General features: G+C 69.7%; 22 protein-coding genes. 11 read left to right on the top strand and 11 right to left on the bottom strand.

What is annotated here, in order from left to right; genetic code table 11:
• Nucleotides 1-51: 51 nt before the first annotated feature.
• Nucleotides 52-1,263, bottom strand: coding sequence for a pyridoxal phosphate-dependent aminotransferase (locus tag ACF08B_RS11190; protein WP_093475118.1), 1,212 nt, complete (start codon nt 1,261-1,263; stop codon nt 52-54).
• A 125-nt stretch (nt 1,264-1,388) separates the two neighbouring features.
• On the opposite strand from ACF08B_RS11190, the gene ACF08B_RS11185 reads away from it, so the two are divergent.
• From ACF08B_RS11185 to ACF08B_RS11175, 3 genes are all read left to right on the top strand, one after another.
• Nucleotides 1,389-2,078 (top strand): hypothetical protein, encoded by a 690-nt coding sequence (locus ACF08B_RS11185; protein ID WP_392317079.1) that lies wholly within the window; start codon nt 1,389-1,391, stop codon nt 2,076-2,078.
• Between the two features lie 363 nt (nt 2,079-2,441).
• Nucleotides 2,442-2,675, top strand: a complete 234-nt coding sequence (locus ACF08B_RS11180; RefSeq protein ID WP_392317078.1) for a DUF1707 domain-containing protein — start codon at nt 2,442-2,444, stop codon at nt 2,673-2,675.
• A gap of 144 nt (nt 2,676-2,819) precedes the next feature.
• Nucleotides 2,820-3,668, top strand: a complete 849-nt coding sequence (locus ACF08B_RS11175) for a serine protease (RefSeq protein ID WP_093475115.1) — start codon at nt 2,820-2,822, stop codon at nt 3,666-3,668.
• A gap of 78 nt (nt 3,669-3,746) precedes the next feature.
• Here ACF08B_RS11175 and ACF08B_RS11170 read toward each other — a convergent pair whose 3' ends face one another.
• Both ACF08B_RS11170 and ACF08B_RS11165 read right to left on the bottom strand, forming a co-directional pair.
• A complete protein-coding gene (locus ACF08B_RS11170; protein ID WP_392317077.1) occupies nt 3,747-5,372 on the bottom strand; it encodes an amidohydrolase family protein in 1,626 nt (541 codons plus the stop codon).
• 8 nt (nt 5,373-5,380) lie between these two features.
• On the bottom strand, nt 5,381-6,664 hold the full coding sequence (locus tag ACF08B_RS11165; protein ID WP_392317076.1) for an amino acid deaminase: 1,284 nt from the start codon (nt 6,662-6,664) through the stop codon (nt 5,381-5,383).
• 134 nt (nt 6,665-6,798) lie between these two features.
• On the opposite strand from ACF08B_RS11165, the gene ACF08B_RS11160 reads away from it, so the two are divergent.
• The 5 genes from ACF08B_RS11160 (at nt 6,799) to ACF08B_RS11140 (ending at nt 11,368) form a co-directional block, all read left to right on the top strand.
• A complete protein-coding gene (locus tag ACF08B_RS11160) occupies nt 6,799-7,950 on the top strand; it encodes a sugar kinase (RefSeq protein WP_392317075.1) in 1,152 nt (383 codons plus the stop codon).
• Nucleotides 7,947-8,708, top strand: a complete 762-nt coding sequence (locus tag ACF08B_RS11155; RefSeq protein ID WP_073889097.1) for an IclR family transcriptional regulator — start codon at nt 7,947-7,949, stop codon at nt 8,706-8,708. The genes ACF08B_RS11160 and ACF08B_RS11155 overlap by 4 nt, the downstream gene beginning before the upstream one ends.
• Nucleotides 8,705-9,115 (top strand): RidA family protein, encoded by a 411-nt coding sequence (locus tag ACF08B_RS11150; protein WP_392317074.1) that lies wholly within the window; start codon nt 8,705-8,707, stop codon nt 9,113-9,115. Before ACF08B_RS11155 ends, ACF08B_RS11150 begins: the two co-directional genes overlap by 4 nt.
• Before the next feature lie 108 nt (nt 9,116-9,223).
• Nucleotides 9,224-10,699: a GntP family permease gene (locus tag ACF08B_RS11145; protein WP_392317073.1), complete on the top strand. Its 1,476-nt coding sequence runs from the start codon at nt 9,224-9,226 to the stop codon at nt 10,697-10,699.
• 111 nt (nt 10,700-10,810) lie between these two features.
• On the top strand, nt 10,811-11,368 hold the full coding sequence (locus ACF08B_RS11140) for a hypothetical protein (RefSeq protein ID WP_392317072.1): 558 nt from the start codon (nt 10,811-10,813) through the stop codon (nt 11,366-11,368).
• A 4-nt stretch (nt 11,369-11,372) separates the two neighbouring features.
• On the opposite strand, the gene ACF08B_RS11135 is transcribed toward ACF08B_RS11140, so the two are convergent.
• Nucleotides 11,373-12,716: a M14 family metallopeptidase gene (locus ACF08B_RS11135; protein WP_392317071.1), complete on the bottom strand. Its 1,344-nt coding sequence runs from the start codon at nt 12,714-12,716 to the stop codon at nt 11,373-11,375.
• A gap of 164 nt (nt 12,717-12,880) precedes the next feature.
• On the opposite strand from ACF08B_RS11135, the gene ACF08B_RS11130 reads away from it, so the two are divergent.
• A complete protein-coding gene (locus ACF08B_RS11130; RefSeq protein WP_392317070.1) occupies nt 12,881-13,357 on the top strand; it encodes a DUF5959 family protein in 477 nt (158 codons plus the stop codon).
• 18 nt (nt 13,358-13,375) lie between these two features.
• On the opposite strand, the gene ACF08B_RS11125 is transcribed toward ACF08B_RS11130, so the two are convergent.
• From ACF08B_RS11125 to ACF08B_RS11115, 3 genes are read right to left on the bottom strand one after another with little or no spacing between them, the layout of a single operon-like run.
• Nucleotides 13,376-14,203 (bottom strand): hypothetical protein, encoded by an 828-nt coding sequence (locus ACF08B_RS11125; RefSeq protein WP_392317069.1) that lies wholly within the window; start codon nt 14,201-14,203, stop codon nt 13,376-13,378.
• Nucleotides 14,184-14,387, bottom strand: coding sequence for a DUF397 domain-containing protein (locus ACF08B_RS11120; protein WP_392317068.1), 204 nt, complete (start codon nt 14,385-14,387; stop codon nt 14,184-14,186). Before ACF08B_RS11120 ends, ACF08B_RS11125 begins: the two co-directional genes overlap by 20 nt.
• 8 nt (nt 14,388-14,395) lie before the next feature.
• Entirely contained in the window at nt 14,396-15,247 is an 852-nt protein-coding gene (locus tag ACF08B_RS11115; RefSeq protein ID WP_392317067.1) for a helix-turn-helix transcriptional regulator, read from the bottom strand.
• 193 nt (nt 15,248-15,440) lie between these two features.
• On the opposite strand from ACF08B_RS11115, the gene ACF08B_RS11110 reads away from it, so the two are divergent.
• Together ACF08B_RS11110 and ACF08B_RS11105 are read left to right on the top strand one after the other, a co-directional pair.
• A complete protein-coding gene (locus ACF08B_RS11110; RefSeq protein WP_392317066.1) occupies nt 15,441-15,845 on the top strand; it encodes an ATP-binding protein in 405 nt (134 codons plus the stop codon).
• A 15-nt stretch (nt 15,846-15,860) separates the two neighbouring features.
• Nucleotides 15,861-16,085 (top strand): hypothetical protein, encoded by a 225-nt coding sequence (locus ACF08B_RS11105; protein ID WP_392317065.1) that lies wholly within the window; start codon nt 15,861-15,863, stop codon nt 16,083-16,085.
• Between the two features lie 445 nt (nt 16,086-16,530).
• Here ACF08B_RS11105 and ACF08B_RS11100 read toward each other — a convergent pair whose 3' ends face one another.
• The 4 genes from ACF08B_RS11100 to ACF08B_RS11085 all read right to left on the bottom strand — a co-directional run bounded on the left by ACF08B_RS11100 (nt 16,531) and on the right by ACF08B_RS11085 (nt 24,468).
• Nucleotides 16,531-17,919, bottom strand: coding sequence for an IS1380 family transposase (locus ACF08B_RS11100; RefSeq protein ID WP_392317064.1), 1,389 nt, complete (start codon nt 17,917-17,919; stop codon nt 16,531-16,533).
• Between the two features lie 596 nt (nt 17,920-18,515).
• Nucleotides 18,516-23,282, bottom strand: coding sequence for a putative T7SS-secreted protein (locus ACF08B_RS11095; protein WP_392317063.1), 4,767 nt, complete (start codon nt 23,280-23,282; stop codon nt 18,516-18,518).
• A complete protein-coding gene (locus ACF08B_RS11090; RefSeq protein ID WP_392317062.1) occupies nt 23,282-23,923 on the bottom strand; it encodes a hypothetical protein in 642 nt (213 codons plus the stop codon). The genes ACF08B_RS11095 and ACF08B_RS11090 overlap by 1 nt, the downstream gene beginning before the upstream one ends.
• A complete protein-coding gene (locus tag ACF08B_RS11085; protein ID WP_392317061.1) occupies nt 23,920-24,468 on the bottom strand; it encodes a hypothetical protein in 549 nt (182 codons plus the stop codon). Before ACF08B_RS11085 ends, ACF08B_RS11090 begins: the two co-directional genes overlap by 4 nt.
• Nucleotides 24,469-24,550 lie beyond the last annotated feature (82 nt).

Here is a 24,550-nt window from a genome sequence, read left to right as displayed (position 1 = left end):
TCGTCTAAAGTTGAGCCGGGTCACGGATTGCGGTCCGTCGGTCTCCGTGTGCTACGGCTGGCTGTAGCCGTCCAGGAAGGTGCCGATGCGGGTCATTGCGTCCCGCAGGTCCCCGACCGCCGGGAGGGTCACCACGCGGAAGTGGTCCGGGTCGGGCCAGTTGAAGCCGGTGCCCTGGACGACCATGATCTTCTCCTGGCGCAGCAGGTCCAGGACCATCCGGCGGTCGTCCTTGATCTTGAAGACCTGCGGGTCCAGGCGCGGGAAGAGGTACAGCGCGCCCTTCGGCCGTACGCAGCTCACGCCCGGGATCTGCGTCAGCAGCTCGTAGGCGGTGTCCACCTGCTCCTTCAGCCGGCCGCCCGGCAGCACCAGGTCGTTGATCGACTGGCGTCCGCTGAGCGCGGCGACCACTCCGTGCTGGCCCGGCATGTTGGCGCACAGCCGCATGTTCGCCAGGATCGTCAGACCCTCGATGTAGGAGTCCGCGTGCGCGCGCGGACCGGAGATCGACATCCAGCCGACGCGGTAGCCGGCCACCCGGTACGCCTTCGACATGCCGTTGAAGGTGAGGGTGAGCAGATCCGGGGCGATCTTCGCGGTCGGGGTGTGCGTGGCGCCGTCGTAGAGGATCTTGTCGTAGATCTCGTCGGAGCAGACGAGGAGGTTGTGCCGGCGGGCGATGTCCGTCAGCCCCTTGAGCACGGCCTCGTCGTAGACCGCGCCCGTGGGGTTGTTCGGGTTGATGATGACGATCGCCTTGGTGCGGTCGGTGACCTTGCGCTCGATGTCGGCGAGGTCGGGCATCCAGTCGGACTGCTCGTCGCAGCGGTAGTGCACCGCGGTGCCGCCGGAGAGGGAGACGGCCGCCGTCCACAGGGGATAGTCCGGGGCGGGTACGAGGACCTCGTCGCCGTCGTCCAGCAGGCCCTGCATGGCCATCACGATCAGCTCGGAGACGCCGTTGCCGATGAAGACGTGCTCGACGTCCGTCTCGATGCCGAGCGTCTGGTTGTGCATCACGACCGCGCGGCGGGCGGCCAGCAGGCCCTTGGCGTCGCCGTAGCCGTGCGCGGTGGAGACGTTGCGGAGGATGTCCTCCAGGATCTCCGGCGGGCACTCGAAGCCGAACGCCGCGGGGTTGCCGGTGTTGAGCTTGAGGATGCGGTGACCCGCCGCCTCGAGCCGCATGGCCTCCTCGAGAACCGGGCCCCGGATCTCGTAACAGACGTTGGCGAGCTTGGTCGACTGGATCACCTGCATGCCCGTGAGCTTACGGCCCGGTAACGGCTCATGGGTGGTGTTATCCGCCACGTGAGACACGAAGAATTGCCCCGATATCGCCGTCGGCTGTCTCAGCGGTCACTTGCGTCCCTAGAATCCGCGTCATGTCCACCGAACGCGAGTACGGGGCGGGGGCGTCCGGCGGGCAGGTACCGGTCGGCGAGCCACAGGTTCCGCCGAACGTGTACCTCCCTCAGGAGGCCCCCGCGCCCGTGTACGACGCCTACGCCGATCCCGCCGCCGCCCATGGCTGGCAGAACGCCTACGACGCCACGCGCGAGCTGCCCGCCGTGCCCGCGCAGCGCGAGCCGGGCGGACCGGGCGAGGGGCGGGCCGGACGCCGGCGCGAGCAGCAGCGGCGCAGGGGTGGCCGGCGCCGGGTCGCGGTCGTCGCCGGAGTGCTCGGGGTGGCCGGAACCGTGGCGGCGATCGCCGGCCTGTCGGGCGGCTCGGGGTCCCCGGACGGGTCCCGTCCCGCGGGCGGCGGACGTGTCGCCGACGACGCCACCGAGAGCACCCGCACGGGCAGCGACGCTCCGTCCGCGACGCCGACGGGGGCTCCGACCGCCGTGGGCCCGTCCACCCCGGCCTCCCCGCTCCGCGCGGCGACCTCCTCGGCCGCCGGTACGTCGACGGCTGGTCCCGGCGCCGGGACGAGCGGCGCCCCGGCGGCGACGGCCTCGACCCCGCCCACCACGGCCTCCGCCACCCCCACGCTCACGTCACCGGCCCCGACGACGTCCTGGTCCGACTCCCCGGGCAGAGGTCACGGCCACGGCCGCGGCCCCCACTGACCGGTACCACGGGCTGCGGCCGGGGGCCTCGGGGTGTCCATGGCTCCCGCCCGGACGCGATGCCGGTGCCGAGGCGCCGCCTCCCGGCCGACCGCGGCCAGGTGCGCTCGCGCCCGCGGTGTGGGTGCCGCCGCCCTGTCCGGCAGGGGCCCGCGCCATCCCGCCCGGCCGTCGGTACGGCTGCGGCCCGGGGCGGCGCCGGGGGTGGTGCTCCGGCCGTCGCCTCGGCCCCGCGGGCTCCTCACGTCACCCGGCCCGGCCACCCTGGCGGATGCCGGTGTGGTCACCTCAAAGTCCGTCTTGCCATTGCCAGTTGGCCTTGGCGCCGACGCATCCGCTGCATATCGTGCGAGAGTTGGGTGCATGCCCGACTCGACGCAGCCCGAGCCGCTCGTGAAGCGCCTGCCCTCGCCCGCGGGCTTTGACCGTGATGGCTCCGGTGCCGGCGTCCTCGTCTCCGACGAGGAGCGGGAGCGGGTCGCCGAGCGGGTGCGGGCGGCGGTGGCGGACGGGCGGCTGGAGCTCGCGGAGTTGGACGAGCGGCTCGGCCGGGTCTACGGCGCGGCCGTCACCAAGCCCCGGGGAAACGTGAGTTGAGGTCTCCCTCCCGCACAGGGAAACCCCTATGACCTGACGCGGATCCTTGTCCAGGGCCCTCCATGCGTTGAGAATGCGCATGACAAAGACGTAAGGGCGGCCGGAAGAGCTCCGGCCGCCTCCGTCGTAAGAGGGGACCCCCACATGAACAAGCCTCTCCTTGCCGCGTTGTCCTCCCTGGCGATAGCCGGGCTGGGCGCGACCCCGGCGGTCGCCGCGCCGCACACCGCGGCGAAGCCCACCGCCAAGGCCGCCGCGGTGACGGTCAACTTCGCCGGCACCGTCTCCCTCAGCAACTGCTCCGGTTCCGTCATCCGCTTCCCCAACTCCGCGGACACCGACCCGGCGCTGGTCATGACCAACGGCCACTGCCTGGAGACCGGCTTCCCCGCGCCCGGCGAGGTCATCACCGGCCAGTCCTCCAGCCGTTCCTTCGGCCTGCTGAACTCCTCCGGCACCAGGGTCGCCACGCTCCGCGCCAACCAGGTCGTCTACTCGACCATGACGGACACGGACGTCACGATCTACCGGACCACCACCACCTACGCGAAGATCAAGAGCTCGTACGGCATCAGCCCGCTCACCGTGCAGGACACGCACCCGACCGCCGGCACGCCCATCAAGGTGGTGTCCGGCTACTGGAAGCGGATCTACAGCTGCAACGTCGACGGGTTCGTCTACCGGCTCAAGGAAGGCGACTGGACCTGGAAGGACTCGCTCCGCTACACCTCGTCCTGCAACACCATCGGCGGCACCTCGGGCTCGCCGGTGATCGACACGAACACCGGCAAGGTCGTCGCCGTCAACAACACCGGCAACGAGGACGGCCAGCGCTGCACGGAGAACAACCCGTGCGAGGTCGACGCCAACGGCAACGTCACCGTCCGCCAGGGCATCAACTACGCCGAGGAGACCTACCTGATCCCGGCCTGCTTCACGACCGGCAACAAACTGGACCTGAGCGCCGCCGGCTGCACCCTGCCCAAGCCGTAGACACGGCCGTAGCCATGGCCGTAGGCATGGCCGTGGCCACAGCCATGCCGTAGCACCGTGCCCGCCGGGGCCGGGCGGTCACGCCGGAGTACGGCGGACCGCCCGCCCCGCCAGGACGTCCGTCCGCTTGCCGTCCTCGACGGCGAACCGGCCGTCGATCAGGACGTGCGGGACACCGGCCGGCAGCCTCCGCGGCTCGGCGAAGGTGGCACCGGGCGCGACCGTCTCCGGGTCGAACAGCACGAGGTCGGCCCGGAAGCCCTCGCGCACCAGACCGCGGTCCGGCAGGCGCAGCCGGGCCGCGGGCCGCCCGGTGAGACGGGCGACGCACTCCTCCAGCGTGAGCACCCCCAACTCCCGTACGTAGTGGCCGAGGTAGCGAGGGAAGGTGCCGTAGGCGCGCGGGTGCGGCTTGGCGCCCTGGAGGATGCCGTCGGAGCCGCCGGTGTGGGTCCGGTGCCGCATGATCGTGCGGACGTTCTCCTCGTGGCCGACGTGCTGGAGGATCGTCGTGCCGAGCCGGTCTTCGACCAGCAGCCGGTGGGCCGTGGTCCACGGGCTCTCGCCGCGCAGCTCGGCCGACTCGCGGACCGTGCGGCCCACATGGTCGCCGAGCGCCGGATCGGTCACCCCGGCGATCTCGATCGTCTCCCACTCCACGGGCACACCGTGGCAGCCGTCCGAGCCGGTCACCTCCAATTCGTGCCGGATGCGTTCGGCCGTCGCCGGATCGGTGAGCCGGGCCAGCACCGCCTCCGGGCCGCCCTCGCTCACCCAGCCGGGCAGCAGCGCGGCGAGCGTGGTGCAGCCGGGGGTGTAGGGGTAGGTGTCCAGCGTGATGTCCGCGCCCGTGTCCAGGGCCCGGTCGAGCAGCGCCAGCAGCTCGGGCGCCCGGCCCTCGTTCACGCCGAAGTTCATCGTCGCGTGCGCCAGGTGCAGCGGGCAGCCGGCCTCCCGGGTCAGGGCCACCATCTCGGCGTAGGCCTCCAGGGCGCCTGCGCCGTAGGAACGGTGGTGCGGGCAGTAGTAGCCGCCGTATCCGGCCACCACCCGGCACAGTTCGGTCAGTTCGGCGTCCTCGGCATACATCCCGGGTGTGTAGGTGAGCCCGGAGGACAGGCCGACCGCTCCCTGCTCCAGCCCCTCCGCGACCAGCCGCCGCATCCGGTCCAGCTCCCCGGGTGTGGCCGGGCGGTCCTCCCAGCCGACGACGAGCGCCCGGACCGTGCCCTGGGGGACCAGGTAGGCCGCGTTCACGGCGATCCCGCGGCCGTCGAACCCGCGGTCCAGCCGGTCCAGGTACTCGCCGACCGAGCGCCAGTCGAAGTCGACGTCGTCGCCGTACCCGTTCCAGCCGGTGATCGCCCGCCGCACCTCCGCCAGCGTGCGGTCGTCCACCGGCGCGTACGACAGCCCGTCCTGGCCGAGCACCTCCAGCGTGACCCCCTGCGCGACCTTGGCGCTGTGGTCGGGGTCGCGCAGCAGGGCGAGGTCGGAGTGGGCGTGCATGTCGATGAAGCCCGGCGAGAGGACCAGGCCCTCCGCGTCCATCTCCCTCACGGCGCGCGGGCGTTGGCAGCCGGCCGCGGCCGCCTCCTTGACGATCGAGACGATCCGGCCGCCGTCGATCAGCACGTCGGCGCGGTAGGAGTCAGCGCCGCTGCCGTCGACGACGTCCGCGTCGCGGATGACCAGGTCCTCCATGGGGCCTCCTAGAAGAACGTGCGGATGTAGTCGACGACCGTGCCGTCCGCCTCCGCCACCGGGATCAGCTGCCACTTGTCGAAGGACGTGCACGGGTGGGAGAGGCCGAAGCCGATCCAGTCCCCGACCTCGACGTCCGCCTCCGGGCCGGTGCGCAGCCAGGTGTGCTGGTCGGACAGACCGGTCACCGTGACACCGGTGGCCGGGCGCTCGGCGCCGTCCCGGCGGAGCACCTGCGCGGTGGGCAGGTCCAGGTCGTAGGCCGCGTCCCGCTTGCCCGCGTTGGCGAAGGCCTGCCCGGGGGCCGGCCGGGAGACGACCTCGGCCCACAGCCGGAAGGCGGGCTCCAGGGCGCCCTCCTCCGGGACCCGGGCGAACGGGGTGAGTCTGCGGTAGTGCCCGTCGTCGTGCGAGACGTAGGCGCCCGAGCGGAGCAGCTTCAGTACCGGCAGGGAGAGCGCGGGCACCTCGCCGAAGACCTCGGCCACGGTGTCGAACCAGGCGCTGCCGCCCGCGCTCACCACGATCTCCTCCGCGTCCGCGAACCGGCCCGCCTTGTCGAGTTCGGCGGCGAGCGCCGTCAGCCGCCGCAGGTAGGCCGCCACCCGCTGCGGGTCGGCCTCGGGTACCTCGCCCTCGTAGCCCGCCACCCCGACCAGGCGCAGGGCCGGTGCGCCGGCCACGGCCGCGGCGACGGCCAGGCACTCCGCCTCCGTGCGGACGCCGGTCCGGGCGCCGTCGCCCGCGCCCAGCTCCACGACCACGTCCACCGGGCGGCCGGAGCCCCGCAGGGCCGCGTCCATCAGCTCCACCCCGCGCACCGAGTCGACGTAGCAGACGAAGCGGAACTCCGGGTCGGTGGCCAGTTCGGCGGCGATCCAGCGCAGGGCGGAGGCGTCCACCAGCTCGTTGGCCAGGAAGATCCGCCGTACGCCGAACGCCCGCGCGACGCGCACCTGGTGGGGGACGGCCAGCGTGATGCCCCACGCGCCGTGCTCGATCTGGCGCTGCAAGAGCTGCGGCGCCATGGAGGTCTTGCCGTGCGGGGCGAAGGCGAGGCCGTGCCGGACGGTGTACGTCTCCATCAGCGCCAGGTTGTGCTCCAGGCGCTCCGCGGACAGGGCGAGGACGGGGGTGGTGAAGCCGTCCGCCGCGCGGAAGAGGTTGCGGCGCTGGGCGGCCAGCTCGGCGACGGTGAGGCCGTCGGCGTCCGGGGGGAGGCCCTTGAAGCGGTGGTCGACGCGTTCCTCTGCGAGGGCGGCGAGCGCTTCGGTGCCGGTCTGACGGCCCATGAACCCCTCCTGATCAGGTGCGTTGCACTATATGCAACATCCATTGCGTATGTCGCTCACTGCTGTCTAACATCTCGCGAACACCGGGTCAACGAAACCGCCGCCCCGGGACACGGACAAGGAGCCCCACCATCGTGACCGCCGACGGACCCTCCCGCGCCACCCCCGACGCCGTCGATGTGGTGGATGTCGTGGCGCTCGGCGAGTCCATGGTCACCTTCCTGCCGTCCGGGCCGGGGCGCCTCGCCGACGTGGCCTCCTTCGAGCGGGGCATCGGCGGAGCCGAGTCCAACGTGGCCTGCGTGCTGGCCGCCGCCGGGCACCCGGCCCGCTGGGTGAGCCGCGTGGGCGCCGACGGCTTCGGAGAGCACCTGGTGGAGCGGATCGCCGGATACGGCGTCGACGTCGGCGCCGTCCGCCGCGACGCCCACCGGCCCACGGGCGTCTACTTCCGCACGGCGGCCGACCGGGCCACCGACGCGCACGAGGTGGCGTACTACCGGGCCGGCTCGGCGGCCTCCGCCATGGCCGTGGGCAACGTCGACCCGGCCGCCGTACGGGCCGCACGGGTGCTGCACCTGTCCGGGATCACCGCCGCCCTCTCCCACGACTGCCTGGAGCTGACGCGGGAACTGACGGCACGCCGGCCCGGCCGCCCGCTGGTCTCCTTCGACGTCAACCACCGGCCGGCGCTGTGGCCGGACGCGGACGGCCCGCGGGTGCTGCTGGAACTGGCGCGCGGCGCCGACCTCGTCTTCGTCGGCGACGACGAGGCCGAGCACGCCTGGGGGATCACCGGCGGCCCGGAGGCGATCCGGGAGGCCCTGCCGGAACCGGCCGTGCTGGTGGTCAAACAGGGGGCGCACGGCGCGACGGCTTTCGCCCGCGAGGAGGGGGGCGCGGAGCCAGGGCCGCCGCCGTCCGGGTTCGCGCGCGAGGACCGCGACGCCGGACCCCGGCCCCCGCTGCCCGCCCCACCCGGCCTGGAACCCGTCTTCGAGCCCGCCCTCCACGTCGACGTCGTGGCGACCACCGGCGCCGGGGACGCCTTCGCCGCCGGATTCCTCTCGGGCACCCTCCGCGGGCTCCCCCTGCGCACCCGCCTGAGGTACGGCCACCTCTTCGCCGCCGCCGCCCTCACCACGCCCGGCGACCTCGCCGCACCCCCCTCCCGAAGGCACGCCGACCGCCTGGCGGCCGTGGACCCTGGGGCATGGGGGAGACTTCGACTCGGCCCCGGCTGGACGCACGCCGGACAGGCCGATGAGGAGGCGATCACCCCATGAGTCAGACCGTCGACCGCGCCCTGAGCATCCTGCCGCTGCTCGCCGAGGGCCCCGCCGACCTCGGGCAGGTCGCCGACCGCCTCGGCGTGCACAAGTCCACGGCGCTACGGCTGCTGCGCACGCTGCACGAGCACGGTCTGGTCTACCGCCAGTCCGACCAGCGATACCGGCTCGGCGCCCGCCTCTTCGCCCTCGCCCAGGAGGCGATGGAGAACCTCGACATCCGCGAGATCGCCCATCCCCACCTCGTGCGCCTCAACGAGCAGTGCGGACACACCGTCCACCTCGCCGTCCACGAGGAGAACGAGGTGCTCTACATCGACAAGGTGGAGAGCCGCTACCCCGTGCGGATGTACTCGCGGATCGGGAAGCCGGTGGCCATCACCGTCGCCGCCGTCGCCAAGCTCCTCCTCGCCGACCTGCCCGAACCCGAGCGCCGCGCCCTCGCGGACACGCTCGACTACCCCCTCTACACGGCCCGTTCCACCCCCAACGCACCTGCTTTCCTGCGGGAGTTGGAGCAGGTGCGCGAACAGGGCTGGGCCACCGACCTCGGTGGCCACGAGGAGTCCATCAACTGCGTCGCGGCCCCCGTCCGCGGCGCCGACGGCCGGGTGGTCGCCGCGATGTCGGTGTCCGCGCCGAACGTCGTCGTCACCGCCGAGGAACTCCTCACCCTGCTCCCGCTGGTGCGCCGTACGGCGGACGCGATCAGCGGCGAGTACTCCGGCAGAACACCAGTAAGGGACCCCGCATGACGGAAAAGACCGCGCTCACCCCGAAGACCCACACCACCCCGCCCGCGAAGTTCTCCCACGGCGTGAGGAAGGGCAACATCCTCCAGGTCGCCGGTCAGGTGGGCTTCCTGCCCGCCGAGGAGGGCAAGGCCCCCACCCCGGCCGGCCCCACCCTGCGCGAGCAGACCCTGCAGACCCTCGCCAACGTCAAGGCGATCCTCGAAGAGGGCGGCGCGAGCTGGGACGACGCGATGATGATCCGCGTCTACCTCACCGACGTGGACCACTTCGCCGAGATGAACGAGATCTACAACGCCTACTTCGAGGAGCAGGGCCTCACCCAGCCGCCCGCGGCCCGCACGACGGTCTACGTCGGTCTGCCGGCCGGGCTCCTCATCGAGATCGACGCGCTCGCCGTACTCGGCTGACGGCACCGCACCCCCCGTACGTCCCGCACGGCACGGCACCCTTCCGGGCGCCGTGCCGCGATCCGCCCTGCCCGAAAGCACGATGCACTTACCCAGAGGACCCCCTCGATGCCCCTTCCGCTCGCCGCGGCCGCCCCCGCCGCACCACCCCACACCGGCGGCCTGCTCCTCCTCCTCGACGGCACCACCGGACTGCTCACCGTCGCCGCCATCGGCATAGCCCTGCTCCTCTTCCTGATCATCAAGGTGCGACTCCAGCCCTTCGTCGCCCTCCTCGCCGTCTCCATAGCCGTCGGTCTGCTCGCCGGCCTCTCGGTCACCGAACTCTTCGGCACCGTCCAGCGCTCCGACGCCGTCTCCACCATCGAGTCCGGCATGGGCGGCATCCTCGGCCACGTCGCGATCATCATCGGCCTCGGCACCATGCTCGGCGCGATCCTCGAGGTCAGCGGCGGCGCCGAGGTGCTGGCCTCCCGCCTGCTCGGTCTCTTCGGTGAGCGGCGCGCCCCGCTCGCCATGGGCCTGACCGGCCTGATCTTCGGCATCCCGGTCTTCTTCGACGTCGGCATCTTCGTCCTGGCGCCGCTCGTGTACGCGGCCGCCAAGCGCGGCGGCAAGTCGATCCTGCTCTACTGCCTGCCGCTGCTCGCGGGCCTCTCCATGACCCACGCCTTCCTGCCGCCGCACCCCGGCCCCGTCGCCGCCGCCGGACTGCTGCACGTCCAGCTCGGCTGGGTCATCCTCATGGGCGTCGTCTGCGGCGTCCCGGCCGTCCTCGCCGCCTGGGCCTACTCCGCCTGGGTCGGCAGGCGCATCTTCGTCGCCGTACCTCAGGACATGGTCGAGGCCGCCGAGGAGGCCAGGCGGGCCGTCCTCGCCGAGCAGCGCGCGCAGGGCGTGGAACCGCGGGAGAAGCCGGTACCCCTCGGCACGGTCCTCGCCATCATCGGTACGCCCCTGATCCTGATCCTCGCCGCGACCTTCTCCTCGATCGCGCTGGACCCCTCCCCGGGCCGCTCGGTGCTGGAGTTCTTCGGCCACCCCTTCGTGGCCCTGACCATCGCCCTGCTGCTCGCCTACTACCTGCTCGGCATCCGGCGCGGCTGGTCCCGCAAGTCCCTGGAGTCGGTGTCGACGTCGTCCCTCAAGCCGGTCGGCAACATCCTGCTGGTGGTCGGCGCGGGCGGGGTCTTCGGCGCCGTGCTGAAGGCCAGCGGGGTCGCCCAGGCGCTCTCCGACACGTTCAACGGCGTGGGCCTGCCGGTGATCGTGCTGGCGTACCTGATCTCGCTCGTGCTGCGGGTCGCCCAGGGCTCGGCGACGGTCGCGATCGTCACGACGGCGGGCATCGTGGCGCCGCTCCTGACGGAGGGCCACCACTCCCAGGCCTTCGTCGCCCTCGTCATCATGGCCATCTCCGCGGGGTCCATCTTCGCCTCGCACGTCAACGACGGCGGCTTCTGGATGGTGGCCAAGTACTTCGGCATCAGCGAGCGCGACACGCTGAGGACGTGGACGGTCCTGGAGTCGGTGCTGTCGGTGGCGGGGTTCGCGGTGGCGGCATCGGTCAGCGTGTTCGTCTAGCGGCCGTACGAGCCGTTCGAGCCGTACATGTCGGCCATCGGTGACCCGTGTGAACCAAGGGATGGGCGGGCTGACTGGTTCCGGCACAGGTAAGTCGTCCATACTGCCGCCGTGGAGCAGCGCATAGGATCGAGCAGCAAGCCCCTCGAGGGCGAGCCCGTGAAGGGTGCCGGTTTCGACCCGGCCTTCATCCCCGGCATCACGGCTCCCGCCGCGGTTCCGGCGCAGGCCGGGAGCGAGGACGAGGCCGAGCCGCAGGACGCGGTCGCGGAGCCGGACCCGGCGGCGGCCGGGGAACCGGAGTCCGAGGCGCCGGCAGGCCCGGACCAGTCGTCGGACGAAGCGCCGGCGGACGAGGCGGAGAAGGCGGACGACGAGGACGTGGCCGACGGCCCCGTCTTCGAGGCCGCCGACCGCCGCGCGCGGATAGTGGCCGACCGCAAGGGCGTCCGCCTCCGTCTGGACGAGGAGTCCTGCGAGTTCCGCTGGGACGAGATCGCCGCCGTGGAGACGGAGTCGCCCCGCTTCGGCAAGCGGTTCACGATCACCGTGCACACCCCTGACCGCCGTTGGTACCCGATCGAGATCGAGGCGGCGGCCAGGGCGCGCTTCCAGGAGTGGGACGAGCAGCTGGACGCGGTGCTCGACGCCTACTTCGAGGAGGCCTGAGGAGCTAGCTGCAGTACTGGGCGGCCTTGCCGATCGCCCGGTACATGCAGTCGGCGTTCTCCAGCAGTTGCAGTACGGCGTCCTTGTTACGGGAGGTCTCCCGCTCGATCACCTCGTCGGGCGGGTAGAACCCGCCGTTCCAGGCGGACGTCGGATACATCTCGAAGGTGTAGTCGAAGATCTTCTGCGTACCCCACAGGTAGTCGTCGATCGACCCGTCCGTGATGTACAGGTCGCTCGACTGCTCCGGGGTGTACCCGTTGCTCGCGGCCATCTTCTGCCCCACGGCCTTGAAGGCGGCGGCGTCGTCGGCCGTCATGCCGGTCGCGGTGTCGTTGTACGTCCACCCGAACGGCCAGAGCACCAGCTCGCTGTAGGTGTGGAAGTCGATCCCGGCCTTGATCTGCTGCTTGCCCCCGACGACCCGGCTGCGGACGAAGTCGGCGACCACCTTGACCTCGGGCGCGGACTCGGGGGAGGCACCGCGGTACGTCTCGGACGACTTGCTGCTCGACGACCCGCCGCAGCAGCCCCACTTGTAGTCCCAGTTCCGGTTGAGGTCCGTACCAACCGCCGAGGAACCGGAGTTGGGCTGCCGGTTCTTCCGCCATGAGCGGTACGAGCCGGTGGCGATGTCGTACTCCCCGCCGTCCGGGTTCAGATCCGGCACGATCCAGATCTCCCGGCTGTCGACGAGGTTCGTGATCCGGGAGTCCTTCCCGTACCCCGCGCCCAGCTCGCGCAGCAGGTACAGCGCCATCTCCACGGTCAGGTGCTCACGCGCGTGCTGATGGGCGGTGAAGAGCACCTCGGGCTCGTCCTCGTCGGTCCCGACGTTGTCGCTGACCTTGATGGCGACGATGTCCCGCCCCTGGTACGACTTCCCGATCACGCGCTTGCTCATGATGCCCGGGTAGGCGGCCAGCCGCTGGTCGATCTCCGCGTTCGCCTCGGCGTAGTTGTGGTACTTCGAGTCGGCGCTGGGGAAGTCGTGCAGTCGCGCCCCGGACCGGGCCGGAGCGGCGCCCAACGGGCTGACCTCGTAGCCGAGTCGGCGCAGCTTCCGGATCTGGTCGGCGCGCCCGGAGACGACGACCGTCTCCTCGTCGGCCTCGTCCACGGTGACGCCGGTGGCCTGAATGGCCGTACGGGTGACGGGAGTCGAGCGCTGGTGGATCTCGTACTGCCGGATGTCCTGGCGGGCGGGTGCGGCCTTGCGGGTGCTGTCGGCGCTGGCGCTCGGGGCGGTCGCCGCCACGGGAGCGGCGAGGGCGAGGGCCAGCAGGGCGCCGAGGCCGGCGGCACGTCTGCCGCCGCGCGCGCCGGAGCCACGGGTGCGAAGTCGCATGAAAACTCCTTGGGGTGGAGGTGGGGGTGCTTCAGTGCGACGTGCGTTGGGTGCGGGCGCCTCATGGTCCGGCTATGTCATGGTCAGGTCAAGAAGTGGTAAGCGGCTCGGCTGAAAATGGGTGGGCTGGAGCAGTGTGTGCCGATGGAGAAGGAGAGTGCGGGGTGTCTGCGGTGAGTGGTGCGGGTGCGGATGCGGGTGTGGACGCGGGGACGGTTTCGGCTCCGGCTCCGGCTCCGGCGGGCACGGTGGACCTGGTCCACCTGGCGGACGAGCGGGGCAACCGCTGCGTCGTACGGGTGACGGGCCCCTCGCGCCCCGGGAGCCACAACCTCCGGGCCGACGTGCTCGTGTCGGCGAGCTGGGTCGACGCCCGTCTGGACGTCTACCTCTTCCCGGGCGACCTGGACCTCTGGCAGGCCGCGCTGCTCGAACTCGCGCCGGGCAGGGACGCGAGAATCGGCCACGACCGGGGTCTGAACCTCGTCCTCCACATGATCGAGGACCGCTCCCTGGCCGTGACGGTCCACGACCCCGACCGGCTGACGACGGCGCTGGGAATGCGGCCGGAGGAGGAGTGGATCGAGGACCACTGTCGCAGGGCGGAGGAGGTCCGCCGGGTGTGGCCGCAGATCTGCTGAGGAGGGCTTGGCCGGCGTCTAGTGGACGCCGGCCGGCCGGTGCCGCTCGATGCGGTCGAGGTCACCGGTCAGCAGATCCTGGTGGCCGATGCCGAAGTCACCGTTGGGCAGGGCCCGGCCGTCGCCGTAGTACCGTCCCACGACCCTGTCGGGCAGGAAGGCCCGCAGGCTGTGCCGCATCCGCTCGGGGTAGGTGACGGGTGCGCCCCAGTCGTCCGGGGCCTCGTCGGTGGAGAACACCACCCAGTGGTCGACGGGTACGTCCGCGTCGAGGTCGGGCGGCCCACCGGTGTGGCTGTCCAGCGCCGGCACGCTCAACCGGTCGGGGTCGAGCGGCTCGTACCGGACCAGCAGCGGCTTGGCCCGCCGCGCGTCGGCGTTGTCGAAGCAGCAGAGGGCGACGGCGTGGTCGGGGAAGTGCCCGGCGTAGAAGTCCAGCAGCTCGGGGCTGACCGCGGGTCGCCTGTTCCAGGGGACCTGGTGGAGGGCCGCGGGGATCAGGCGGGGGTCGTCGGCGAGCAGCACGGTGTACACGTCGTGGTCGAAGACCCGCACGGGGGAGCGGCTCAGGCCCATCCAGGCGATGCCGTCGTCCTGGACGTCCTTGATCCCGACGGCGTCCACCATCCGGCGCAGGATGTCGTCGGCCCGCCCGACGGACACGAACTGCTCGGGCGCGAGCCGCCGGGTGGGCAGGTGGAGCAGCATGGCGTTGGGCCCGGCGGCGAGGTTGAGCGCCGTGTTCTGGTACCCCAGGACATGGATGAGCCCATGCACGGGATGCCGCTGCCGCCCGCAGTACAGGGTGGTCCCGGAGAAGGCGGCTTCAGCGGCCGAGATGCACATGGTCGTTCTTCAGGGCGTGGAGGAAGGGTGCGAAGGCGGCGCTCGGGAAGGTGAGGGTGGCTCGGGCCGGAGCCTTGGAGTCGCGGACGGCTATGTGGGTGTGCAGGTCGGCTATCTCGACGCAGGCGTTGCCCTCCCCGCCGCCGGAGTAGGACGACTTCCGCCATGCGCAGGGTGTGGTCATGGTGCGCCTCACAGCTCCTCGGCCAGCCGGTTGATGAAGTCACGCGAACGCGCGGGTTCAAGTGACACCGCTTCTACCCTACGGAAAAGTGTTCGATAGCGGTTCAGTTGGGCCTCGGCGTCGATGAAGAGCGTGCCGTGGGGGCCGTCGCGCACCACGGTGTCCAACTGGGGCACTGGGCCTCCCGCGTACACCATGGCGCTTCCGGCCCCCGCGAAGGCGTCCAGTTCGAAGGGAATGACGCGCACGGTGACGTGAGCGGCCTCGGACAGCTCCAGGATGCGGGTCAGCTGGGCTCTGGCTTCGGCGCGGTCGCCAACCTTGATCCTCAACGCCGCTTCATGGATCACAGCCTCGTACGGGACCGGGGCGGGGCGTTCGATGACCACCCTCCGCTGCATGCGGTGTTCCACCCGGCGTTCCAGCTCGCTCTCCGGGAAATCGGGGTTCACGTAGGAGAAGAGAGCGCGCGCGTACTCCTCCGTCTGGAGAAGGCCGGGAACATGCAGGAAGTCCACGTCCCACCGGTGGCTCGCGTGGTGCTCCAGTTCGGAGAGATCCAGGAACGACTTGGGCAGCGCACCGCGGTACTCCTCCCACCAGCCAGACGTCCGGTCGCCGGCCATGGCCACGAGTGCCTCAACCAGCTCGGTGTCCGAGCAGGCATAGTGAGCGGCGAGGCGACGTACGCGATCCCCGCTCACACCAGCCGTGCCGAACTCGATCTGACTGACCTGCGCCGAGTCCACGCCGAGCAGCGCAGCGGCTTCGCGGCCCTTGAGCCCTGCGGCTTCACGCAGTTTCCGCAACTCGACGGCCAGACGCTCCTGGCGTGCGGTGGGCTCTTTCCTGCGCGCCATGGCTCTCCTCCTGCGGCCAACTGTCCTCTTTCGGGGGCAGATTATGACAACGACTTGCACGGTCCCAAATTGTGTCCCTACCGTCGGTGACGTAACCAGCACACAGCGGAAGCGCACCGCGCCGTCCTGTCATGACATCCGCGGCAATGCCACCGCGCGCAAAAACCCTGCTCACCGACGGAGTTGATGACGCATGTCTGAAACCTGGGACTACACCCTCTACATCCCCAACGACCTCAGAGCCGTGACCGTCTGCCGGCGCACCCTGCGCCTGATCCTGACCCTGCACGGTCTGATCGGCCTGGTGGACACCGCGGAGCTGCTGGCGACGGAGCTGGTGTCCAACGCGGTACGGCACACGAAGGGGCCGGCGGCGCTGAGGGTTCGCCGTACCGCGCGGGGGGTGGTGTGGATCGGGGCATGGGACACGGACCCCGGGCCTCCGCCCGCTCCACGGCCACTGGGCCAACTCGTGGAGCGTGAGGACGGGCGCGGACTCGGCCTGGTGCGGGCCTGCGCGGACCACTGGGGCTGGCAGCCGTCGGCCCGGTTCGGGGACCGGGGCAAGTACGTCTGGTGCGAACTCGGGGCGGCTTAGGTCGTTGATCACGTCGTGCGAACATCCGACGGGGGCGACGTCCGTCAGTACTGGTACAGATATCGGCGCATTCAGGCCGAACGGGAGATGCTCCTCCGGATCCTGGAGTGGCGCGGTATCCCGGTCACCAGCGTTGTCCGGTCACGTGTGGCCGCCTGCGGCAGCCAGGACTTGCTCACGCTGTGGATGAGACGGGCGGTGCACGCGGTGGACGCCGCGGAGGTGTATGTCGAGGAGTGAGCCGGTTGTCATGGGGCCGCCTGCTTCCGTGGCGGCCCCGTGCCCCCGCGAAGGAGGATCTTCGAGGGCGGAGTCGTCGACGCCCGGCTTCAGGCTTCCACCTCGTCGAGGTGGTCCTTAAGCGCGCGTGCGATCTCGTGCACGTCTCCGATCGCACGGACGCGCTCGTGCTCGGTCTCTCCACGTCTCGGTGCCTCGAAGGGCAACTCCAGACCCCAGGCGACGGCACCGTCCGCTCTGGCCCGAGCTTCTTGCCGGATTGGTGAACTGTGGTGCTCACGGACGAGGCTTCAGCCTGGATCCACCGCGTGAATTCTGGCCTTCGGTATCGGGCGGGATCGGAATGATCTTTCGGGGTGCGGGCAGCACGATGGGCCGGGTGGCCGTCCGGTGCGGGATCTCCGAGGTTCTTCCAGGTCGTGGGCGGTCAGGTTGAGCGTGTGGTTCAGGTGAGCATGCGCTGGCCGGTGGCTGTCCACAGGTCGGTGAAGTCGTCGGCCCAGCGCCAGCGTTCGGGCAGGTGGAGGGTGAGGCGGCGGGCGCCGGTGGCGATCCGGGCGGGGATGTTGATCAGGTGGCGGCGGATGGTGCCGGTCCTCGCCTTGGCGTGGAAGGCGGAGGCGAGGTGGCCGCTCGCGCGGGTGAGGTTGTAGGCGGTGGCGGCCAGGGTCAGCCAGGCGGCGTTCGCGGTGAACTTCCCCGAGGGCAGGTGGGCGAGCGCGGAGTCTTCCAGGTCGGCGAAGACCTGCTCGATGACGGCGTGTTCGCGGTGCATCGGCTCGGCCTGGGCGAGGACGAAGGGGCTGTCGGTGAAGATCACGTGGTGGCGCCAGACGCCGAACAGCTCGGCCTGGCCGTCAGGGACGCTCTTGGGGTTCAGCCGTTTCACGCGGCGCACGATCAGTCGGGCGGTGGTGTGGAATGCCTTCTTCTTGCTGGTGAACGCGGTGAACTCGATCTCGGTGATCTCGGCGTCGGAGATCCAGCGTTCCTCCTCGGGGTCCCAGACGGCGCTGGCGTACTTGATCGGCGTCCAGGCATCCTCGGGGATCTGCATGATGGCCTCGCGGATGGTCTTCTTGACCGCGACGGCCAGGGAGAAGGTGGCACCGGCCTTGCGGCACACATCGACGACCTTGTGGGAGAAGTACGCGGAGTCCGCACGGACGACGATGTGTGCGGTGATGCCCATGGCCCGGACCGTGGCCAGGGCCTCGCGCAGCAGACTGGCCGCGCCCTTGCCGGAGCCTGCCGAGCCCTTGCGTAGCCTGGTGGCCACGATCACGGGTGCGCAGGTGGAGGTCTTCACGGTGACGATCTGGAAGTGCAGGCCGCGCTGCTTGGTGTAGCCGAACGAGGCGCCCTGCTTGGCGGGGCCGTAGACCTGCTTGACCTTGGAGTCGATGTCCACGAACACCACCTCGTCCCGGCGGGGGACCAGACCGGTGTGCGCGGCCAGGCGGCAGGTGAACGCCCGTGCGGCGGACTCCAGTTGGCGCACATGCCCCCAGGTGAAGGTGCGCAGGAAACTGCCCAGCGTGGACGGCGCCCGCACCCCGCCGAACAGGCGCGGCAGCCCGCCGTGGCGCAGTATGTCCAGGTCGTCGATGCTGTCCGCCCCGGCGACCATGCCGCCCACGATCGACATGGCTTTCGCGTCGGCGGCCGTACCGGCACCGTTCTTCGCACCGGTGAGCCTCACCTTCTGGGCCACCAAGGCGGGCAACCCGCACCGCTCGGCCAGCCGGATCGTCGGGATCAGCCCGGCGTGCGCGATCAGGTCCGGGTCGTCGAACGCGGCGAAGAGCTCCGCGGGTCTGTGGGAGACTTTCACTTACGAGGTGCCTTGCTTCGTGGGACTGGTAAGGGCGTAGGAACTCCCATCATCCCAGGTCAGCAGGCACCTCTTCTCTATTCGTCGCCCACAGGCCGACTATCACGCGGTGGATCCAGGTTCAGGGAAGATTTGGCTGTCACCTTCACGGACAGTTGTGGTTCAACACCCGTGAAGTGGTCACACATCGGCAGGAGCATGCTTCCGTGCTTGAAAGCACTTCTGGGCGCGATGGTCGGCCGTGCCGCCCTATAGATGTGGAATCGGAGCTACTTTTAACTAGTGTGAGAACATTCGCATCCAGTGCAGAATGTGTTGGCCCTCGCTATCCATGAGAAATAGCTCACTCCCGCCTTCCTCCAAGGAGGCGCCAGCCATGGCGAGAGCATCCTGCTCATATTCTTCCAAGAATGACAGGAGGGCGATTGTTTCGATCTGAAGCTGTGAACCGGGAGTCGTTCTCTTGAGGCGACGTCGGTACGTGTGCAGCAAGTCTTCTCTTGAGACACTCCCCACGTCGATCGAGATAACCGCCGTGAGGCGATCGAGGACCTGCGCGTCGCAAACGCCCGACTCGACTGCGGCTTCAGTTATTCTTACGAACCTATTCTTGTCCATGGGCCACCATTGACACTCACCTCTGCTCCCCCGACGGTGCCCCTGATGAGGACCTCTCCTTCATCATAGGGGAATGATATGCCGGGCACTCTGGAATAGTTTACCCCATCGCTGTTTGGTATTCGGAGGACGATTCCGGGGCCGTTACCCCGATAGCTTTCCTCAAGTGCCATTTCTTCATAGTATGTCGTCCATGAAGTGAAGATGCTATCTGTGCGCCCACCGGCGTGAAGCTGCGGATCCGAGTGCCCGCCCCGTGGTTCAGCAATGCCACGCTTTGCGTCTTCGTACATCTTGAACCAACCTTGTGGACTTTTCTCGTTAGCGTATCCAATTCCGCGATATAGATATGGCTCCTCTTCGGGGTCCCATGTTCCCCCGTTTTCACAAGCATCCGGTGCGAGCCCCAGGTGGTCAAACCAGGTGTGCGGATTATGAACATAGGCGGCCGGGTTGGGTGCTGGTGTCAATCCGAGGGGATCAGGGCTGAGGTAGCGGGCCGTCTCGGGATCGTAATAGCGAAAACAGTTGTAATGGAGTTTCGTTTCCGGGTCGTAGTACTGGCCCGGGAATCGGAGGGGTGTGTAAGTCGTGCTGTTTGCTGCCCACGCCGTCGTTCCCCATAGCGTGCTCCGGGTCCGCCAGGCGATATCGCCGCTCCCGTCGACGAGCTCGGTGGGTGTACCGACCAAGTCTGTGACGATGGCGAAGAAGCGGGAGTCGATCTCTTCCTGTGAAGCCGCCGCGGCGGTGATGCGTTCCCTCTGGGACAGCGGGCGCAGTCCTTGGTGATCCCATGTGAGGGTCACCGGGTTGGGGAGGTCTGCGGAAGTGGTGGTCTGCTCGCAGAGAGTGGTGCCGTCCCAGGTGAAGTCGACGCGCTCCTGTACCGCTACGCCGTCTTCCGCCATGCGGAGTTTGGCTGTGCGGCGGCCCAGGGGGTCGTAGGTGTAGCGCCAGAGCGTGCCATCCGGGGTCACCGTCGAGGTCAAGCGGTCCTCGGCGTCCCATTCGTAGCGCCAGGTGTCCGGTTTCCTCGACAGGCGGGCTTTCTGGCGCAGGGTGATGCGGCCCAGGGCGTCGTGTTCGAAGCGGACGTCGCCGGCTCGGGTGATGCGGGTGCCCGTGTAGGTGCGGGGACCCGTTGCCTCGTGGCCCGGGTGGTCGGTCGGCCAGGACGCCTGGGTCTGGTTGCCGGCCTCGTCGTACGCATACCGCTCCGTCCAGCCGGCCGCGTGAACCGCTGTCACCCTGCCCGCCGCGTCCAGGTCGAAGTGGCGGGTACCGGACAGGCGGTCTTCGATGCCGATGACGTTGCCGTCGGCGCGATAGCTGTACGTCCGGTGTTGGACCTGCCGGCCTCCAGCTCCTGTCACCGCCTGGGTCGTCAGTCGGCCGGCCGCGTCGAAGGCATGCTCCAGCGTGATCGTGTCGCCGACACGGCGCGTCAGTTCGCGGCCCAGCTCGTCGTACGTGAAGTCGATTTCCCTGCCCGACGCCAGCATGCCCGTGCGGCGGCCCGCCGCGTCGTACGACCATCTCGTCGCGGCGCCGGTCGGCGTGATGCGGCCGGTGCGGCGCCCAAGCTCGTCGTAGGTGTACGTCAGCGTACGGCCGTCAACCGTCTCCGAGTGCAGGCGGCCGTAGCGGTCGCGCAGGAGGGTCAGGGTCGTGCCGTCCGGGCCTGTGGCCTGAGCGAGCTGGTCGGTCAGGTCGTAGGCGTATGTGGTGATCCGGCCCGCCGCGTTCTTGCGGATTACCTGGCCGAGTTCATTGCGGTCGAAGGACACGACCTCGCCGACCACGTTCCGCCGCGAGACCAATCGGCCGGCCGTGTCGTACGCGTACGTCAGTGTGCGGTCGTCGAAGTCCTTCTCCGCCAGCAGCCGGCCTGCGGCGTCGTACGCGTATGTCCAGTCGAGACCCTGCGGGTTCGTCACCTTCGTGAGGCGCAGCTCGGTGTCGTGGTCGAACTCGTAGCGGACACCGTCGGGCCCCGTGCGGGCAGTCAGCAGGTCGAAGTGGGTGTACTCGAAAAGGGAGATCCCACCCAGAGGATCCGTGTGGCTGGTGCAGTTGCCTTCGCCGTCGTACGTCCAGGACTCTGTTGTGGTTCCGTCGGGAGCGGTGCGGCGGGTCAGGTGGCCCTCGACCGACCATTCCAGCAGCGTCGTCGCGCCGGTTGGGTCCGTGATGGCGGTCGGGCGGCCGAACGAGTTTCGTTCGTAGCGTGTCGTCGCGCCGAGCGGGTCCGTCACCTCCACCGGCAGGCCCGCCCGATCGCAGACCATGCGCTTGGAGTTGCCCAGCGGGTCGGTCACGGACGCCAGGTGCCCGGCCTCCGTGTAGGTGAAGTGAGTAGTCCGGCCCGCCGGGTCGGTCGTCGAGGTGCGGTTGCCCCGCTCGTCGTACGCATGGCGGAGCACCGTGCCGTCCGGGTTCACCACCTTCACCGGCAGCCCGAGTGCGTTGTACTCGGCCTGCGACTCGCGACCGTCCGGACGGACGACAGAGGTCAAGTTGCCTTCGTCGTCGTAGCGGAGTGTCGTCGTGTGGCCGAGGGGATCCGTGGTGGAGAGCAGGCGGTTGTAGCGGTCGCGGACGTAACGGGTGGTTGCGCCCAGCGAGTCGGCCTCGGCCACCACCTGCCACGCGTCGTTGATCAGATAGTGACGCGTGTGGCCCTCGGCCGTCGTCGCCGTCGTGGTCCGCAGGCCCGTAGTGGGGTCCGGATCCCCGTACGTCAGGCGTAGCGCCATGTGGCCGGACGTGCCGCCCTCGGCGACGCACCGGTCCTGTGCGTCGTACTCGTACGCGTAGCCGTGGTCGTTCGTGTCTGTCCAGGACGTGATGCGGCCGGCCTCGTCGTAGGTGAAGCGGAGGGGAAGGCCGGAGGAGTTGACGACCTCGGTAAGTCGGCCGTTCGTGTAGCCGAAGCGCTTCAGCTCCTCGCCGGTCGTCGCCAGGTGGTAGGCCGTGACCCGGCCCGCTTCCGTGGTGATTCGGACGCCCTCGCCACTGCTGGTGAAGACGCCGAGGGGCGCGCCCTCTGCGTCGTATTCGAAGGTGATCCAGTTGCCGTTACGGTCGTCGATCTGTTCCAGGACCGCCAAGTCGGTGCCTCGGTCGGCGAAGTGCAAGGTGCGGTGGGTGCGCGGCTCCGTGATCGTGTAGCCGCCGTCCACCCGGTCCAGCGGAAGACGGGGACCGTGGCTCGCCAGGGTGGGCAGGCCGGGCGCCGGGTGAGGATACGAGAGGAGCAGGCCGTCCTCCGTGACGAAGACGACGCCCTCTGCGTCTATCTCCAGGCGCTGGTCCAGGGTGGAGGACCACGACGAGCCGAACCAGCGGCCGAGGTGGTACCCGGACTCCACCCGCCGTGTCAGGAGCACCGGCAGGGCGCCGGGGAGGACGACATCCGTCTGCGGCAGGTACATCTTGCCGGTGGCGAGGTCGATGGGGTCGGTGCCCTTGCTCTCGACCGCATTGCTCTCCCGGGACGACAGGTGAGGGTCCTCGGTCACGCGTCCCCGAGCCGAGGCTCTGCCCGCGTCCTCCGCCCCTGCCCGTGCTTCTCGGCGCATCGCGGCTTCCGCCGCCTGGCGGGTAAGGCCGGCTTCTGCCGCGTTGCGCGCCAGGCCCGCCTCCATGCCGATTCCATCGGTGCCCACCAACTGAGGCAGGAGTCGACCGCCGAATTCGGACGGGTCCTTCTGGAACTCGTCCCACATACCCTGCGCGGCCCGTTCGGGGTGGGCGGTGGTGGAGGCCAAGCCGGAGAGCGTCATGCTGACGTTCTGCAGGTAGGCGGCGGGATGGGTGATGTTGTAGGGGTCGACGGGGTTGAGGCCGCGGACGAAGTTGATGAGGCCGGCCGAGCCTTTGAGGACACCCCCACCGAAGTGGGTGAGTTCGGTCTTCGAGGCCTCCAGGCCGTCGCTGAGGTTGTTGCCCAGGCGTTCCAGGGGCGGGGGTTCGGCGGGTGCGTGGGCGAGTGCCGACTTCACCTTGCCCTGGGCGTCTGAGGCGGCGGTGTTGCGCTGCTTGCGAGCTTCGGCGAGTTTGTGGACTGCGGCCTTGATGTCGGCCTTGCCCGGGTCATGAAACGGCCCCGGCTTGGGGCCGGGGTCCTGGTCGGTCTTGATCTTGGCGTTGTAGGCGTCGACCTTCTTGTTGTAGGAGTCGACCGCGTCCTTGGACGCCTGCACGCCCTTCTTGTAGAGCGCGGCGGCCTCCTTGGCCTGACCCTGCGCCCACTTGACGGTGTCGGCGTACGACTCCAGGGCGCCGGCGGCGTCCTTGCAGGCCTCTGCCGCGCGTGCCCACCTGGTGGGGTGAACGCCGAACTTCTCGCGGAAGGCGTCGCCGCCCTCGCCCTTCCAACCGGAGGAATCGACCTTCTTCAAGCCCTGGCCGACCTTGTCGAAGGCGCCATGGAAGTCCCGCAGGTGCTTGGCGCTCTCACGGATCTTGCCCGGGCTGCCGTGAACGAGTTCGTCGGCTTCCTCGGTCTGGCCAAGCTGTTGCTCGCCCGGAGTGGCTCCGAGACCGGAGGCGAAGTCGTCGCCCCAGTCCTCGACGGTGTCCGCCCAGTTGTGGAGGCCGACGTAGTCCAGGCCGTCGCCGAGCTTGTCGGTGGTGTAGTCGACGCCCTGACCGAGCTTCTTCTTCCCTTCGTCGTAGAGGTGCTCGCCATAGCCGAGGGCGCTGTTGAGGCCGTCACCGATGTCACCGAAGACGCCCATCAGCCCTCGCCGCCCTGCTGTTCGGCGGCCTTGGCACGTGCCTCGGGGGACGGGCCGAAGGTGTCGTCCAGGTACTGCGCGTATTGGGAGTGCGTCATGCCGAACATCTCGGCACTCGGACTCAGCGGCCCGAGTTCTTGAGAGGTCACGAGGTCCCGCCCGGTGTCCTTCCAATTCTGTTTGCTGTTCGCCCAGGCCTCCTCGAAGGATTCCTTGCTGTAGTCCACGTCACCGCCGAACGGGCCTGACTTGACGATGTCGCCGTAGCCCATCCGCTCGACCTCCTCCTCGGAGGCGTACGGGTTGCCGACGGCCGCGTTCTCGACCACCTTCACCGACCCGGAGACGTACTGGTCGGTCTCGTAATACGTCCCCGCCGCCAGTCCGGTCTTGAGTGCGAACCCGTTGCCCTCGTTGACCAGCGACCGCACGCCCCATTCCCAGCGCTCGCAGAACGACGTGAACTCGCCCGTCAGCCCCTCGTGACCCAGCTCCATTCCGGAGAGCGCGATGTCGCTGAAGCCGCGCCCGGCCCCGGCCGAGCCGACCATGCCGAGTTCCTTCAGTTCTCCCAGCGCATCGGTCAAGCCCTTGGCGATCAGAGCCAGCCCGTCCGTCTGCAGATCCTTGTCGCCGCTCAATTCCGGTCCCCCGTCTCCGCCACGACATCGACCGCCACCCGTTCCGGCACGACCCCGCGCACCGGCGGGAACAGCGCGCCCTCGCCTTCGTCGCCGACGTCGAGAGCGACTCCGCACGGCACTCCCGCCGCCGGAACCGCTGCGTCCAGCAGGCGTGCCCCGAGCCAACGCTGGTACGACCATTCACGGTCCCCCTCGCCCCGCGCGAGAGCGAAGCGGGCCAGGGTGCGCTCGTTGGAGAATGCGTAGATCCAGCGGACGCCGCCGTAGTCCCCGGTCAGCGGGCTGCCGCTTTCGTCGTCCACCGGGACCAGTACGGCCGTGCGCCGGAATACACCCAGCAGCACGACGAACTCGCGCCGAGCCCGCTCGGCCATGTCCGGGACATCGAGGGAGGTTGCCGCGTGCTCAGGCAAAGCGATGCCCTCGGGTATCTGCGGGCGGTTCGTTCCCCGCTGGTCACCGCGAGGCAGGTCCATGTAGTCGTACAGCTTTGACCTGTGTCTTTGCGTCGCCGAGCCGGCTTCGCCCCCCTGGTCGGTCATGGCCCGATCATCACATCGACTCTTTGCCGGTTGCAACGAAGTACACGCCGGGTCACTCGGATGTGGCCGGAACCGCATCCAC

Source organism: Streptomyces sp. NPDC015139, assembly GCF_043079785.1.
GTDB classification, from domain to species: Bacteria; Actinomycetota; Actinomycetes; order Streptomycetales; family Streptomycetaceae; genus Streptomyces; species Streptomyces albidocamelliae.
Note: the sequence above shows the minus strand (reverse complement) of the source record. Positions and strands in the feature narration are given on the sequence as shown.

What these genes read in the sequence shown, in the direction of transcription:
- ACF08B_RS11170 (WP_392317077.1), bottom strand. Translation starts at nt 5,372, where the DNA reads ATGGAGGACCTGGTCATCCGCGACGCGGACGTCGTCGACGGCAGCGGC.
- ACF08B_RS11190 (WP_093475118.1), bottom strand. Translation starts at nt 1,263, where the DNA reads ATGCAGGTGATCCAGTCGACCAAGCTCGCCAACGTCTGTTACGAGATC.
- ACF08B_RS11150 (WP_392317074.1), top strand. Translation starts at nt 8,705, where the DNA reads ATGACGGAAAAGACCGCGCTCACCCCGAAGACCCACACCACCCCGCCC.
- ACF08B_RS11125 (WP_392317069.1), bottom strand. Translation starts at nt 14,203, where the DNA reads ATGTGCATCTCGGCCGCTGAAGCCGCCTTCTCCGGGACCACCCTGTAC.
- ACF08B_RS11145 (WP_392317073.1), top strand. Translation starts at nt 9,224, where the DNA reads ATGCCCCTTCCGCTCGCCGCGGCCGCCCCCGCCGCACCACCCCACACC.
- ACF08B_RS11085 (WP_392317061.1), bottom strand. Translation starts at nt 24,468, where the DNA reads ATGACCGACCAGGGGGGCGAAGCCGGCTCGGCGACGCAAAGACACAGG.
- ACF08B_RS11115 (WP_392317067.1), bottom strand. Translation starts at nt 15,247, where the DNA reads ATGGCGCGCAGGAAAGAGCCCACCGCACGCCAGGAGCGTCTGGCCGTC.
- ACF08B_RS11185 (WP_392317079.1), top strand. Translation starts at nt 1,389, where the DNA reads ATGTCCACCGAACGCGAGTACGGGGCGGGGGCGTCCGGCGGGCAGGTA.
- ACF08B_RS11095 (WP_392317063.1), bottom strand. Translation starts at nt 23,282, where the DNA reads ATGGGCGTCTTCGGTGACATCGGTGACGGCCTCAACAGCGCCCTCGGC.
- ACF08B_RS11120 (WP_392317068.1), bottom strand. Translation starts at nt 14,387, where the DNA reads ATGACCACACCCTGCGCATGGCGGAAGTCGTCCTACTCCGGCGGCGGG.
- ACF08B_RS11155 (WP_073889097.1), top strand. Translation starts at nt 7,947, where the DNA reads ATGAGTCAGACCGTCGACCGCGCCCTGAGCATCCTGCCGCTGCTCGCC.
- ACF08B_RS11165 (WP_392317076.1), bottom strand. Translation starts at nt 6,664, where the DNA reads ATGGGCCGTCAGACCGGCACCGAAGCGCTCGCCGCCCTCGCAGAGGAA.
- ACF08B_RS11180 (WP_392317078.1), top strand. Translation starts at nt 2,442, where the DNA reads ATGCCCGACTCGACGCAGCCCGAGCCGCTCGTGAAGCGCCTGCCCTCG.
- ACF08B_RS11110 (WP_392317066.1), top strand. Translation starts at nt 15,441, where the DNA reads ATGTCTGAAACCTGGGACTACACCCTCTACATCCCCAACGACCTCAGA.
- ACF08B_RS11175 (WP_093475115.1), top strand. Translation starts at nt 2,820, where the DNA reads ATGAACAAGCCTCTCCTTGCCGCGTTGTCCTCCCTGGCGATAGCCGGG.
- ACF08B_RS11135 (WP_392317071.1), bottom strand. Translation starts at nt 12,716, where the DNA reads ATGCGACTTCGCACCCGTGGCTCCGGCGCGCGCGGCGGCAGACGTGCC.